At 71.6% G+C, this 13,581-nt stretch carries 14 protein-coding genes and 1 pseudogene; 6 read left to right on the top strand and 9 right to left on the bottom strand.

The features are described from left to right. Nucleotides 1-27: 27 nt before the first annotated feature. The 3 genes from KBI5_RS21600 to KBI5_RS21590 all read right to left on the bottom strand — a co-directional run bounded on the left by KBI5_RS21600 (nt 28) and on the right by KBI5_RS21590 (nt 1,878). Complete coding sequence (locus KBI5_RS21600) at nt 28-729, bottom strand: hypothetical protein (RefSeq protein WP_085016278.1); 702 nt, start codon at nt 727-729, stop codon at nt 28-30. Between the two features lie 7 nt (nt 730-736). Next, nucleotides 737-1,060 (bottom strand): hypothetical protein, encoded by a 324-nt coding sequence (locus KBI5_RS25965; protein ID WP_023840311.1) that lies wholly within the window; start codon nt 1,058-1,060, stop codon nt 737-739. Between the two features lie 137 nt (nt 1,061-1,197). Further along, entirely contained in the window at nt 1,198-1,878 is a 681-nt protein-coding gene (locus tag KBI5_RS21590) for a histidine phosphatase family protein (RefSeq protein WP_241883085.1), read from the bottom strand. Between the two features lie 446 nt (nt 1,879-2,324). Between KBI5_RS21590 and KBI5_RS21585 the strand changes: the two are divergent. Next, nucleotides 2,325-2,882, top strand: a pseudogene (locus tag KBI5_RS21585) (recombinase family protein); the annotation flags it as partial. A gap of 52 nt (nt 2,883-2,934) precedes the next feature. Here the strand turns inward: KBI5_RS21585 and KBI5_RS21580 are convergent. Then, complete coding sequence (locus tag KBI5_RS21580; protein WP_133057104.1) at nt 2,935-4,344, bottom strand: hypothetical protein; 1,410 nt, start codon at nt 4,342-4,344, stop codon at nt 2,935-2,937. A gap of 263 nt (nt 4,345-4,607) precedes the next feature. Continuing rightward, nucleotides 4,608-5,042, bottom strand: a complete 435-nt coding sequence (locus KBI5_RS21575; RefSeq protein ID WP_011436765.1) for a hypothetical protein — start codon at nt 5,040-5,042, stop codon at nt 4,608-4,610. Nucleotides 5,043-5,215: 173 nt separating this feature from the next. Between KBI5_RS21575 and KBI5_RS21570 the strand changes: the two genes are divergently transcribed. Genes KBI5_RS21570 through KBI5_RS26580 form a run of 5 tightly spaced genes read left to right on the top strand, consistent with a single transcriptional unit; the run spans nt 5,216 to nt 10,016 of the window. Beyond that, on the top strand, nt 5,216-5,632 hold the full coding sequence (locus tag KBI5_RS21570; protein ID WP_085016274.1) for a hypothetical protein: 417 nt from the start codon (nt 5,216-5,218) through the stop codon (nt 5,630-5,632). Next, entirely contained in the window at nt 5,629-7,083 is a 1,455-nt protein-coding gene (locus tag KBI5_RS25655; RefSeq protein WP_116289990.1) for a relaxase/mobilization nuclease domain-containing protein, read from the top strand. The genes KBI5_RS21570 and KBI5_RS25655 overlap by 4 nt, the downstream gene beginning before the upstream one ends. Nucleotides 7,084-7,095: 12 nt before the next feature. Then, entirely contained in the window at nt 7,096-7,275 is a 180-nt protein-coding gene (locus KBI5_RS21555) for a hypothetical protein (RefSeq protein WP_023840308.1), read from the top strand. Continuing rightward, nucleotides 7,269-9,143 carry a toprim domain-containing protein gene (locus KBI5_RS21550; protein WP_085016272.1) on the top strand — a complete coding sequence of 625 codons (1,875 nt, stop codon included), beginning with the start codon at nt 7,269-7,271 and terminating at the stop codon, nt 9,141-9,143. Before KBI5_RS21555 ends, KBI5_RS21550 begins: the two co-directional genes overlap by 7 nt. Nucleotides 9,144-9,158: 15 nt before the next feature. Beyond that, nucleotides 9,159-10,016 carry a hypothetical protein gene (locus KBI5_RS26580; protein WP_085016271.1) on the top strand — a complete coding sequence of 286 codons (858 nt, stop codon included), beginning with the start codon at nt 9,159-9,161 and terminating at the stop codon, nt 10,014-10,016. A 103-nt stretch (nt 10,017-10,119) separates the two neighbouring features. Here KBI5_RS26580 and KBI5_RS21540 read toward each other — a convergent pair whose 3' ends face one another. From KBI5_RS21540 to KBI5_RS21525, 4 genes are all read right to left on the bottom strand, one after another. Then, complete coding sequence (locus KBI5_RS21540) at nt 10,120-11,172, bottom strand: zeta toxin family protein (RefSeq protein ID WP_157902565.1); 1,053 nt, start codon at nt 11,170-11,172, stop codon at nt 10,120-10,122. Beyond that, complete coding sequence (locus KBI5_RS21535; RefSeq protein WP_011436771.1) at nt 11,162-11,473, bottom strand: hypothetical protein; 312 nt, start codon at nt 11,471-11,473, stop codon at nt 11,162-11,164. The genes KBI5_RS21540 and KBI5_RS21535 overlap by 11 nt, the downstream gene beginning before the upstream one ends. A 50-nt stretch (nt 11,474-11,523) precedes the next feature. Further along, nucleotides 11,524-12,102, bottom strand: a complete 579-nt coding sequence (locus KBI5_RS21530) for a DUF4913 domain-containing protein (RefSeq protein WP_011436772.1) — start codon at nt 12,100-12,102, stop codon at nt 11,524-11,526. Further along, on the bottom strand, nt 12,077-13,581 hold a 1,505-nt coding region (locus tag KBI5_RS21525), incomplete at its 5' end, for a TraM recognition domain-containing protein (RefSeq protein WP_085016269.1). The genes KBI5_RS21530 and KBI5_RS21525, both read right to left, overlap by 26 nt.

The following is a 13,581-nucleotide window of genomic DNA, read 5'->3' as shown; positions in this document are numbered from 1 at the left end:
CAGCAAACCACCCCGACCGGCAGAACATCACCCACCACGACCATCAGGCCACACCCAGCCCCGAAGGCCGTCACCCCAAAAGATCAACAACGGGACTTCCGAATACGTACCGGATGCCTCCAGGCAGATGGCCTGTGGTGGTCCGTATCCGGCCCGACGGAACTCCGCGATACCGGCCTGCATTCCGCTTAGATCTCCGAGGGTGTTCTGCCATCCGACATTCCAGTCCTGCATCCGTGCGACGGCGGCGACTCTGTGCGCGAGATAGGTTCCTTCGGCGTTGATCAGATCATGGAGTTCGGCGGGTACGACAGGTATTCCGTCGAGGCCGTCACGTAGCTCGTGAGGGACAGRCAGAGTCCCCTGCGTAGCCAGCTCGTGTAGAAGTATGCGCATCAGCTCGTCGCGTTCGAGMATCAGTGTCCCGGACAGCTCCATCCCCTGGGCCCCGGCAGCGGTCAGGGCTGAGGATTTGCCGGCACCAGGCGGCCCGACGATCAGGCTAAGCTGTCGGCCAGGATGGGGCAGTTGGCCGTGCTGGGCGACGTGAGCTGTCAGGTAGCGGTCGACGACCCGGTCATAGATCGCGGCACGTTRCTCGCTGGGAACACCACCGGGCAGGGCCTGGTCTGCGGTGGCGTAGGGAGATCTGGTCGACAGGATCCCGCCGGGCGCAAGCAGAGTTTCCAGCGTGTGGGCGTAGCTCCGGTACTCGTCCGAGGAGGCCATCTGTCTATCAGGTCAGGTCGCTACGGTGGCGGCGTACTTGGGCGACGAGCGGCCGCGGCAGCAGGCCGGCATCACCAGCCGCCTCCACGACAGCGAAGCTGTCCGACCATGGCTGAGCCTCATCCCGGTGAGGGTCATGGGCTTGGTATGGCCAGATAGCGAGGATCTCTACCAGCCGTTCACTGGGAAGGTCGCCGCACACATACAGATCGATGACATCGGCGAGTTCCCACCGTCCCTCGTGAAGATACGGGCCGGGGGCATGCAGCCGCGCCGCGTCCAGTGCACCACGCACTGTCGGATCGCTCAGGATGACCAGGGGCAGGCCCATCGCGGCATCCTCGCGAGCCGCGGCCAGTGCTACACGGCCAAGCGAACGGTCGGCGATACGCAGTCGTGCCTGGCTTGCCGTCCGTTCCTGCCAGGCATGACGAACGCGCTCAGCCGATGACGATGAAGCAGAAGGAGTCACGAGTCGCCGTCCTGAACGTCGTCGAAACCCGTCGTCGGTAAGGCGATGAGATGGGCGGTGTCGTTGTGGGAAACCAACGTCCACCGAGCCGAGCCGATCTCGGGAGTAYGGTGCACCCAGCGGGTCAAAGAAGCATGCGCCACAGTGAAGGCCACCCGCGCCGAGGACCCGGCGGGTAGACCCAGCAGCAGGGTATGCATCGCCTCGACGGTTTCCGCATGCGCGAGGATGAGAATCCGCTCGCCAGCGTGACGCGTGACGATGTTCTGCAAACAATCGGTCGCCCGGGCGAGAAACGCGTTCCAGCTCTCGGCACCGGCAGCGAACGGGCGGTCCGGCTGGTCAGCAGGACTCGAGCCGAACGCCTCCCAGATATCCGTCCACGGCTTGCCGTCGGCGTCACCATGCGCCGGGCCGGACAGACGTGGCTCAATGTGCGGCGTCAAGCCAAGGCGTGGGGAGATCACGGCGGCGGTCTCACGGACCCGTCGCCGCGGCCCGGCATACACCACATCGAACTGGCGGTCGTGGTGCATCCATTCCAGCCGCCGGCCCGCCTGGTCTACTTGGCCACGCCCCCGCAGCGTCAACCCGGTGCAGCCCCGGTCGCCGCCAGCGATGCCCGCGAGATTGCAGTGCGCCTCTCCGTGCCGAACCAGCACAACATCCGTGTCCACCCGCACCCCCGTTCCACTRCCATACATGATCAAACCGGCACAATCCKCGTTTCCAGCACACAACCCTATTACGGCCTGTGCGCACCTGCTGACTGAACGGGCCGGTGAATGCGAGTCAGGGGTTCGGAGGCCCGCGCGGCCGCGAGACCATCACCCATCCCACAGACCGACCGCTGGCGAGACAACCCGATGGACGRCGCACTGTGCGCTACCACCACCGTGATGTCATCGCGTTCGTCGAGRCTCGCCACGCCGCAGCCAGCCCCCGGACAGAGGGCGGATTGGCGTCGGCGGTTTCGCGTCCGGTTGGGGTACACCCCAACACCACACGATCAACTAGCGCGAGAAGTGTCAGGTTAGAGTCCGTCGCAGCGTTTCTTGACGTATGTCTACTTGGTTCTTAGAGTCCATCCTGACATTTCAGGGTGCGGAAGGGGTCAGGGCGGATGCGGGTCGGCTACGTCAGAGTCAGCAGTGCCGACCAGAACACGGTGAGGCAACTTGACGGGGTGGACGTCGAGCGGGTGTTCGTCGACAAGGCGTCCGGGAAGGACAGCGACCGGCCGAAGCTCGGCGAGATGATCGCGTTCGTCCGCGACGGCGACACCGTGCTCGTGCACTCGATGGACCGCCTCGCGCGCAACCTCGACGATCTGCGCAGCACCGTGCGGATGCTGACGGRCAAGGGCGTGCGGGTCGAGTTCGTCAAGGAGGGCCTGACCTTCACCGGTGAGGACTCGCCGATGGCGACCCTGCTGCTGTCGGTCATGGGCGCGTTCGCCGAGTTCGAACGCGCCCTCATCCTCGAACGCCAGCGCGAGGGCATCGCCGCCGCCAARCAGCGCGGCGTCTACACCGGCCGCAAACCCGCCCTCACCCCCGACCAGGCGCGTGATCTGCGCGAGCGCGCCGCCGGCGGCGCGCGGAAGTCCGACCTGGCCAAGGCGTTCGGCATCAGCCGCGAGACCGTGTACACCTACCTGCGGGCCGCACGCCCAGCCGGATGTGGCAGCGGATCTCCACCATCTGACTCACGTGACCGCGCCGACGGCGCTGTCACCTGCCGGTATGGGGCGGCCTGCCCGGGATCGTCGGCGACGCCGGGATCGTCGATGCAGCCGAGTCGGACGGTGACGGGGGCGACGCCGGCGTGACGCCCGCCCGGGTGGGAGGGAAAGCAGCGCCGAGCAGGCCGGCCACGGCGGGCGGACGGGCGGGGGCCGGGCGGGGCTCTGCGGGATGCTCGTAGGTACGCCGTAGGGCGCGGTCCGGCCCGTACAGCTCGCCGCGGTAGCGTGGTGGATCCTGTCCCTCGGCCGGCACTGTCCCCGCCGCGGTCGCGTTGACGTCGCCGCGCAGATCCCGGCTGTCGACGGCGACGATCTGGCGGTCCGGGCTGTACATCTCGCAGCGGACCAGAAGTGCCGCATCGTCCCCGACCTGCCCGCGCAGGCGGGCGATCTCGTGTGCCACGACGCTTTCGGCCACACGGTGCGGGTCGGCGTCAGCCCGGGGCGTTCCGACGCCGTACAGCACCCAGCTCTGTCCACCGTCGGCGGAGACGAGCAGCTGCCCACGTGGCCCGGCGGTCGGACCTGCCGCCGGCGCTGGGGCGTCGAACTCCCACCGTCCGCGCCGCAACTGCAGCCAGTCGACCGGCGGCGCCGGTTGCCCGGTGTGCAGACTGACCCAGTCGCGCAGCATCTGCCGGTTCTCCGTCGACGCCCTGCCGGGGTCGATGCGCACCCGGGCTATCTCCACGTCGTTCTCGGTCAGGACCAGGGGAGCGGTCGTCGCGCTGCGGCTCAGGGCGTAGCGCACGGGTTCCGCCGGCCCGGCCAGCGCCGGCGCGGCCCCCTGCGTACCGGTAGCGGCATGCTCGGGATCGTCGGGCAGGTAGGGCAGGTCTTCGACGTCGAGCCCTGCTGCTGCGGCCGGTACGCCGGCCACCGCCAGCGGTGCGTGGTCGTGGACCGCGACGACGAGAAGACCGCTGGCGTCGCGGTCAAAGATTTCGACGCGGTAGTGCGCCCGATCATGCAGATCCGTGCCATCGCGGCGGTCCGCCTCGACGGCCTTCTCAGCCTCATGCATGGCGAAGTCGRCCGCATCGCCCTCGCGCAAGACGATGCGTAGGCCACGCAGTGTCCAGATCTGCCTGTCGGGCGAGGTGGACACCAGCACCGTCCAGGCCGCCGCGGGAAACGGGGGAGCGGTTTGAATGCGGCGCAGACCAGCGTGGACAGGTGCCCAGTCGGATAGTGGTGTCCTGACGTCGGTGTGCAGAGTGATCCACTTGTCGAGGAGGCCTTCCTCGGCTGATGCGGCCACATCCAGTCGGACTGCGGCAGCCTGCTTGCCGTCGATGGCCAGAGTGGCGTCGAGAATATTGCCGACTCGGGTGGTAGCGACATCGACGGTGATTCGTTGGCCGACGCCGGCGGTCGCCAGGGAGGCGGTCAGCACACGTTGTTCGGTCAGGGCGGCGGCGAGGGCGGATACATGTCGTCGAACGACATCTGCCCCAGCAGGGCCGAGATCGGCACCGTCCGTCGCCGTCGTGCCACGATAGCCGCCTCCCTGGACCGCTTCCGAACCCGTCGTCTGCCGTGCACGTTTTGCGTTGTCCGTGACGCTAACGGGTGACATGCTCACATGGCGGAGCATTATGGGGGAAACAGCAGGTCCGAGGGGAGATCATGCACTTCTCTGGCTGCGTGACGTCACGATCAGGCCGAGGTTTCCGCACTGTCCGTCGCAGGGATGTCCTGCGTGGGCAGGCGGCTGTCCGCGCTGGTGGGGCGGCCTGTCGGCGCCGCCGTAGGGGTGGACGGCGAGGTACGTCGGCGCCGGGACAGCGGCGGGTAGTTCAGCGCGGCGAGCTCCTGCTCGGTCCATCCGGCGTCCACCGCGGCGGCGCGTCTGGCCGCGTAGTCGTCGTCCGCGGCCGCGATTTCCTCGACGGCGGCGTCGGTCAGAGCGCGTCCTTCGGCGCGGGCGGCGGCGAGCAGCTCGGCCGTGCGGGCCTTTGCCCGCGCGGGCCCGTCGGCGGCGTCGGCGCGCCGGGCCGCCGCGAGACCGAGGTCGCCGATCGCGGCCACCCGCCCGCCCAGTGCCTCAAGCGCCGCCTGTTCCGCGGCCTTTCGGGTTGCCTGGGTTGCCATCGCCTCACCGTCTCCTGCCGTGAAAACGCGGCGACCGCCCCGTCCAGCCGCCGCTTTGGACCGGGCCACGCTGGCAGCCGCCGCCGGGCCCTGTCACCTCAGATCGCGGCAGCAAGATATCCATCCGTCCCACGGATGGAGGGTCCGCGCCGGCGGGCGCGGACAGGGCGGCCGTGACCGGCACGAGTGGGGACGGCAGCGGCCTGTCTGCGCGGCCGCGCCGCTACCGGCCCCCGGGACAGGGCCGGGCGGTGTACCGGATACGGCTCGCGGACGACGAACTCGCCGAGTTGCGCGAGGCAGCCRGACGCGTCCAGATGAGCCTCAGCGGCTACATCGCCGAGGCAGCCCTCACCGTGGCACGCAACACGCGACCGCCGACCCAGACGCCGTGGYGGGACGCCCTGGTCCATCTGGCCGAGGCATCCGCTCAGCTACGCCGCGTGGGAGGAAACCTCAACCAGCTCGTCGCCCGCTTCCACACCGTCGGTGAGCCTCCCGCCCGGTTGGAGGAAGTGCTGCGGATCGTGCTCGCCCACGCGGAACGGGTGGAGCGGGCCGCAGACCGGACCGCCGCGAAACTTCCATGATCGGGAAGGTGGTGCGGGGGAAGGAGGTCCACGGCCTGCTCTACTACCTGTTCCGCGAGTCGGAGGAGCACGTGGACCCACATCTGGTCGGCGCCTTCGACGACCACGAACTCCTCGAACCACCACGCCTGCCTGACGGAAGCCGCGACATAGGCCCGTTGGGCCGGTGGATGAACCAGTTCATCAAACTCACCCCACCGCAGATCCGTCCGAAGGCGATCGTGTGGCATCTGTCGATCTCCGCCGCACCCGAGGACCGGACGCTMACCGACGCCGAGTGGCGGCAGGTGTGCGCGGACATGGTCGTGCGCACGGGTCTGGCCCCGGCCGACGATCCACACGGCTGCCGGTGGGCTGCGGTGCGCCACGCTGACAACCACGTCCACCTCGTCGTCGTACTGGCCCGTGGCGACGGGCGACGGGCTCATCCGGACTCCGACTACCACCGGGTAGGGGAGGTGTGCCGGGACGCAGAGATCCGCCACGGCCTCCGCCGCACCCGCCCACCCAACCGCACCGTCGGCCCCCAGACGACCCGCGCCGAACGCGAGAAAGCTGCCCGGCGTGGGCAGAAGGAGCCGGTGCGGGTCCGGCTGGCCCGCACGGTGCGCGCGGCCGCGGTGAGCGCGCATGACCGGGACAGTTTCGCCGCCGCGCTCGAGCGGGACGGGTTGCTGGTCCGCTGGCGGCACAGTGACCGGGACCCTGGTGAGATCACCGGCTACGCGGTGGCGTGGCCCGATGATCTGACCGGCGACGGGCAGCCAGTCTGGTACGGCGGGTCGAGGCTGGGCGCCGACTTGTCCCTGCCGAAACTCGCCCGCCGCTGGACCCCACCCGCGGATGGCGACGTCGCGGAGGGGCGGCGGATCGTCGATCCGGCCGCCCGCCGGCAGACGGTCGCCGACGCGGCCCGCGCCGCCCGCGTCGCTGCCGGCCATATCCACACCGCCGCCACCGATCCGGCCGCCGCGGGGACGGGGGAACCGGCCGCGCATGCCGCCGGCGACCTCGCCGGCGCCGCCGCCCACCTGTTCGGCGGAGGCGGGCCGGGTGTGCTCGACGGCGCCGCCCGCCGTCTGGTGCAGGCCGGCGCTGCCCCCTACGGCCGTACCCCCCACGCCGATGGGACTGCCGATCTGCTGCGTGGGCAGGCGCGGCTGCTGCGTGCGCTCGGGCGGATCGGCGGGCAACGCAACGATGCCGCCGAGTTGCTGCTCGCCCTGGCCGAGCTTGCCGAGKCCATCGCCCGGCTGCGCCGCGCCCAGCAGGCCCTCGACGCCGCCCGCGACGCCCAGGCCGCCGGCGATGCGCTGCGCCAGCATACCGCCGCCCTGAGCCCGCCGCGCCCCCGCACCGCCGCGGTGCGGGCTTCTACGGTGGCCGCACCGTCGCAGGACGCCCGGTCGACCCTGGCTGATCCGACGCCGCCCACCCGCCCTCACCGGTAGGAGCCGCCCGCCATGCCTGACACCGATGCCGCTCTGCGTCAGCGTCTCGATGACCAGCAGACCCTGCTCGACGCCCAGCAGCAGCAGATCGAGGATCTGACCGCCGCCTACGAGGCGCTGACCGACACTGTCGCGGCACTGCACCGCCGCCTAGCGGCGGTGGAGTCGTCGGCTGGCTCCCGGCCGTGGTGAGCGGACCGGGACCGGTCGAGCCGCAGGTCGCTGCCCACCTGTCGGCCGCGGCCGCGCAGGCGGGCAGCCGCGACGGCTGGGCCCGGTGGCTGGCGCTGGCCGGGCAGGCCCGCACGCGAGCAAACCCGGTGCGGGACGCTGCCCTGCTCGTCGACCCGCTGACCCGCCTGTTCCAYGCCCGCGGCTACAGCCTCGCCGCCGGCGAGCGTGGCCAGGTGCGGATGGACCGCGTCCACCGCACGGTCACCCACCCCCCGACGTTCCTCGCGGATCTGGGGATCATGCAGGATCTCGCGCATGCCGCCGCCCACCTGATGCTGCACCCGGATCTTGGCCCGCAGGTCGACTGCGTCGGGCGGGACCGCGCCGAGGCGCTTAGCGTCGCCTACCTCGTCGCCGCCCACGCCGGTGTCCCCCTGCCCGTCCCTGATGCCCTGCCCGATCCGCGGCAGTGGGCCGCCGGAGCGGATCCGGCCGGCGTCGTCCGTGAGGCCACCCGTCGGGTGTGGAGCGCCGCCGACCGGCTGGGCCATGCTCTGGCTCCCGGCCCGCGCCCGGGTGCCCAGCAACTCCGCGAAGCACGCCGGCGCGCTAACACTCCCCGGACCGAGGGCCTTGCCACCCGGGCGCGGACGCTGCGCGTCCACGCGGACTCGTCGCTACCGCCCCCACCCCGACAGGCCAGCGCCGAGCATGCCCGGCTCTACGACGCGATCCGCGCAGCCGCCCGCTGGTACACCCTGCACCTCACCGGCGCCGCCGACGGCCCGGCCGGACGGATGCTCGCCGAGCGGGGCCTGGCCGACGTCGCGTCTGATCCGCGGTGGATGGTCGGCTACGCCCCGCCCGGCTGGACCGGGCTCGTCGACCAACTGCACGCCCTCGGGTTCACCGAGCAGGAGCTGCTCGACGCCGGCCTGGCCGCTCGTACCCGCCGCGGCACCCTGGTGGACCGGTTCCGTCACCGGCTGCTGTTCGGCCTGCGTGACCCCGACGGGCGGATCGTCGGGTTCATCGGCCGGGCGCTTGACGGGCAGACCCCGAAATACCTCAACAGCCCCACTACGGTTCTCTTCGACAAAAGTCGGCTGCTGTTCGGCCTGGCCGAGCAGCGCGACCTGCTCGCGGCCGTCGCCGCCCGCCAGACCGGCCGGGCCCTGGCCGCGGTGGCGGCCTGCGGCACCGCGTTCACCGCCGACCACGCCCGTGTGCTGGGCTCCGCCACCCCCGGCCGGGACGGGATCACCGTCGCCCACGACCCCGACCCCGCCGGGCTGCGTGCCGCCGCCCGCGCCTACCAGGTGCTACGCGACCTCGACACCCGCCTGCACCACGCCGACCTGCCCGCCGGGGCCGACCCCGCCGGGCTGCTGGCTACCGCCGGCCCGGACGCGCTGCGCGCCGCGCTGAGCGACCCGGCGCGGCTACGGCCCCTGGCCGCCGCCGTCATTGACCAGCGCCTTGCCTGGCTCGACGACGACCACCGCCGCTTCCTCGAACATCAGTTCACCGCCCTGCGGGCGGTGGCACCGATCATCGCCACCGAGGATCCCGCGCTCGTCGGCGGACTCGTCTCCTATACCGCCGGGCGTATCGGCCTGGACGCCAGTGATGTCATCGGCGCGGTCTTCGACGCCGTCGGGGACCTGTCCGGCGCGGCGCTGGCCCGTCTGCACAGCGGCACCGGCAACCGGTCCGCCGCCGAGATCAGCGCCGCCGCTGCCCYGCCGGGTGCCGGGGGGCCGCGGGCCGCGGCGGCGCTCGCCGCCGCCTACCCGTCCTCCACCCGCCCTGTCCTTGCCGCCCTGTCCCTGCCGCCCCGGCCCGCCTCGGTGGACACCGCCGCCGACCAGTCCCGTGCCCGCTGACCTGGAGTCCCTTTCGTGACCGACCCGCAGCCCACCCAGGCACCCCCCAGCTACCCGGATCCACTGACCGACGCCGTCAGCGCCGCCGCCGAGAAATCGATCGGAGCGCTGACCGCCGTCACGTTCGCCGCGCAGATCCTCGTCGAACGCAAATCCGGAAAGACCGAGCAGGAAACCGCCCGGCTCCGCGACCAGCAGGACGCCTGGGCCTCCCACCACCATGCCCGCCGCTTCCCTCACGGCGACGGTCCGGGCAACAGCGCCGACCGAGACGGGTCCGCGCGGGACCGCGGCGCCGATCGGCGGGACTCTGCCGCCCGGCAGCACCGCACCACCGACCTGCCTGCCGAGGACCGGGCCGCCGCCAAACAGGCCGTCAGCGCGGTGTTCGCGGACAGGCCCGCGCTACGGGACGYGATCCGCGAGGCGGACGCGTTCGACGCGTTCGCCCGCCGGCTCACCACACTTGCCCGCGACCTGTCCCTGCATCCCGCCGACGTGCTCCGCCATGCCCGCGGCATGGCCGGCGGACTGGAACGGCGGGACGCAGCGACAGCCGCGGCGACGTTGCACGCCCGCCTCGGCTGGCTGGCCGACCCCACCACCGCCCCCCGCTGGGCCCAGCAGCGGGCGCAAAAAGCGCACAACGCCGCCCACCGACAGGATCGTGTGACCTCGCGCAGCCCGCAGCCCCGCCGCCCCACCACCTCCTCCCAGACCCGGCAGAGCCGCGGCGGCTCCGCCGGGCAGACCCGCCGCGCCGCCTACCCCGCCAGCCCGCTTCGCCCCACCCCACCCACCGGCCCCGCCAGCCCACCCCGCACCCCAGAGGCCGGCCCCACGCCACCCCGCACGGCCGGTCCACGCCGCTGACCCCCAGCCGGACCGCGCGAGGCGGCTACGGCTGTGACGGGTCTCCTGCTGCGGCGAGTCCTCGAGGAGGCAGGCAAGAATGCTGATCATTACGGCATTGTCATTACCGGCGGGGGTGGCCCTCTTGGTGGGGCGATGGTGGAGACGGGGGCTGCATCCGCTGGTTGCTCTCCTGCCGCACTCTCGCGGTTGCTATCGATTGGAGGGGTCGAGGGAAGCCGGCGGCCAGGGTGYCACCGGCCAGGCAGGGCAGGAGGTCCGTCGCTGGGAGAGGGGAGTTCGTCCAGGGGGCGGCCAGCAGCGGACGGGCCAGGTCGATCACGTCCTCCACCATCTCTTTCTCGACCGTGGCCCGTGCCAGCGCATGTACTCTGCGCGCGGCCTGCGCAAAGCGGCGTGTTTCGGTGGGGGTCCATGTCCGGGTTCGTTCGGTGTGGATCGCTGCAGCCGTCCGCGGAGGGTGCCGCCACAACCCGTCGGGCTCGCGACTGTTCAGGTACAGAGACGTGTTTCCGCGACGGAACACGCTGGTGGTGTGCACGGGAACTGTTCGGAGATCGATGGCGTCTGCTTCACGAAGAATCGCCTCGAAGCAGGCGTCGTGAATGGTTKGATCGATCGGCCGGCCGTAACCGTGTGCGGCGACCTGCGTCCAGTACCGGTCTAACACCCCCAGCCGGCTCAGCGCCGCGGGGACGGCGAGAAAGGCCACCTCGACGCGGTAGCCGGCCGCGGCGAAACGCCGCGCCGGATGTTCGAACTCGTCCGGAAGTCGCATCGCCGACTCCATGAGCACGTCGATGCGGTGGTCGATAGYCCATTCCTGGGCCTTCTGCATCCACCGGCGTCCGTCGATGCTGGTGTAGGCGCCGGCTGTGGTGTCGTCCGCTGCCATGAGCGACGGGTACATCGGGTGATACGGCTTGAGAACATCCAGGTCGATGTGGATGGCTCCGCCGCGCCGGTCGAGCGCCTGAGCCACCATGAGCGCCGTGGCGGTCTTACCGGCACCCGTCTGTGCTGCGAGGAACACCACGACCGGCGCGGCCTGCCTCGGCCGTCCGGCATACTCCGTTGGAACGATCAGATCATGGAAGATCTGGTCGTTGCGGGCCTCGGACAGCCGGTAGCGCTCCCGGTCAACATCACTGGCCACGCATCGACTCCAGGTAGCGCAGTGCCGCGGCGGAGGCACGCCGCGCCTCGGTGACGGCCTGCGGGTCGTCGGGGCGCAGCTCCCGCCGGAGGTCGGCAAATGCCTTCATCTGCTGCCGCCACCCCGCGACGTCTGTGGGGCTGGAACCTCCCGGGTCGTCGGCCGCAGCCGACACCAGCGAGGCGTAGCCCCCCACAACCTGGTTGATCTCCTCGACCGCAGTCTCACAGGACGCCGCAGTGGCGTCATGCCATTCGAAGGCTGTAAGGCCACCCACGACGGACTCTTCGGTGTTCTCCATGCTGTCTTTCTCCTCTCCCGCCGGTCAGTGAGACAGGATTCTCCACGCCCTTATTTCAGATAGGCGCCGGCATCGCCGTCGTGGCCGTAGGGGTCGTTGACCTCCGGGGCGCCGGCGGGCCAGCCGGCGGATGGGGGGACGGTACGCAGGGACTGGTCGGGTTCATGGGGGTGGGTGGCGCGGTCGGGGTTGCAGCGGGCGAACGGGCCGGTGGGGCTCATCAGCCGGTGCAGGTGGGGGTAGAGGTGGTGGGTCAGCCAGTCGGAGATGCCGGTCTGCGGGTTGAGTCGGAAGTGTTCGAAGGTGCGCCAGCAGGCCTCGAGGATGAGGCCGGCTTCGGTGTGGTCCCACCAGTGGGGGCACCAGCGGAACTCCCCGCCGAGTGGCCGGGCGAAGGCGGGGGCGAAGAACTGTTCGACGAACGCGACCACGTCCGGGTAGAGCGGGTCGGCCTGTTCCTGCTGTTCCTGTCCGCGGCTGTCGGCGCTGCCCGCCGGGGCGGTCGGGGTGCTGGTGAGGTCGCTGAAAGCGGCGTCGTGGTCGTCGATGGCGGTTTCCAGGCGGGCCAGGCGGGCGGTGAGCGCGTCGAGTGTCACCTGCAGGTCAGAGGTGGGTGAGGGGGCTGTCATCGGTCTCCTCCTCGCCGGCGGGGTGGGCGCCGGTGGCGCGGGCGGTCAGGGTGGCTTCGGCGGTACGGATGGCGGCGGTGATCTCGGTGGCGCGGGGGCCGGTGTACCAGGGGCGCAGGGCGATCGCGGCGATGCGGGAGCCGGTGGCGAGCAGCAGCGCGCGGCCTTTGGGGATGGCGCGGATGTCGGCGGCCTCCAGGATGCGCTGGCGGCGGCTGCTGACCGTGCTGGAGGCACCCTGCGCGGAGTAGCTGATCGAGGTGGTGTCGACGTCGTGGTCGCCGACGAGGCGGGAGAGGTCCTCGGCGAGGCGCGGGTCGTCGATGCCCGCGCCGATGATTTTGATGGTGGCCGCCGACCACAGGGCGTCCATGCCGGCCTCGCCCCACACGCGCACGCCCTGGCGGTAGGACTGCAGGATCGTCAGGGGGACGATGCCGCGGCTGCCGAGGTGGGAGTACAGGTCGGGCAGATCGGCGATCTTGCAGATGTTCGCGGCTTCGTCGAGGACGAGACTCAGTGGCGGGTCGAGCCGTCCACCGGAACGTTCGGCGGCGACGACGGCCGCGCGGACGATCTGGYCGGTCAGCGCAGCGACCAGCGGGGAGGYGGCACCTTCGTCGGTCTTGGACAGCAGGTGCAGCACGTCGCGGCCGGCCGGGATCGCGGCCACGTCGAGGCGGCGGTCGGTGTGGCCGGGGGTGACCCAGGCGAGGATGCGGTCGTTACGCAGGCAGCGGGCGGCGGCGCGGGCGGTTTCGTAGACACCTTCACGGGTTTCCGGTGCCCCGGCCTGGCGGCCGCGCAGCCCGGCGGCCACCGCCGGGTAGCCGCCGGCGGCGAGCAGCTCGCCGGGCACGGGGCTGGCGGAGTCGTTGAGCCACTCGTAGACGTCGAGCAGGGTGCCGCCGCTGCTGGCGGCGGCGAGGAACAGGGCGGCGAGCAGATCCCCGGCGGCGGCCTGCCAGAAGTCCCCGCCGGTGCGCTCGCCGCGGATCTCCTGGAGGAAATGCCCGGCGAGCCGGTCGGCGTCCTCCACGGCGCGCACGGCGGCCAGCGGGTCCCACCACCAGGTCTGGGGGGCGTGGGCGATGGCCTGCGGGTCGAACGTCCACACCCGGCGGCCGTCGCCGGCCCGCGGTCCGGCGGTGGCGGCCCACAGGTCGGCCTTGTTCCCGGTGGCCAGCACCGGGCCCGGCGCGGCGAGCACCATCGGGATCGCCAGCGCCGTGGTTTTCCCGGCCCGGGGAGCCATGACCGCCAGGAGCACGTCCTCCCAGGATGCGCGTAGCGGCAGCCCGCGGGGCAGCAGGTCACCGAGGAGCAGGCCGGCGTCGTCACCGAGCCGGCGGGCATCGGCATCCGACAGGGAGGGGCGCAGCGCGCGGGCACGGTCGGCGGCGCCGGCAGGGGTGAGCGTGGCCAGGTCGGCCGGGTCGGCGAGGGAGGGCAGGGCAAGCCGCCAGGGTGCCGAGCGGC

Origin of the sequence: Frankia sp. KB5, from assembly GCF_002099325.1 — a bacterium.
Taxonomy (GTDB): domain Bacteria; phylum Actinomycetota; class Actinomycetes; order Frankiales; family Frankiaceae; genus Frankia; species Frankia casuarinae.
The sequence above is the reverse complement of the archived record's forward strand: the minus strand, read 5'-3'. Positions and strand labels throughout refer to the sequence as shown.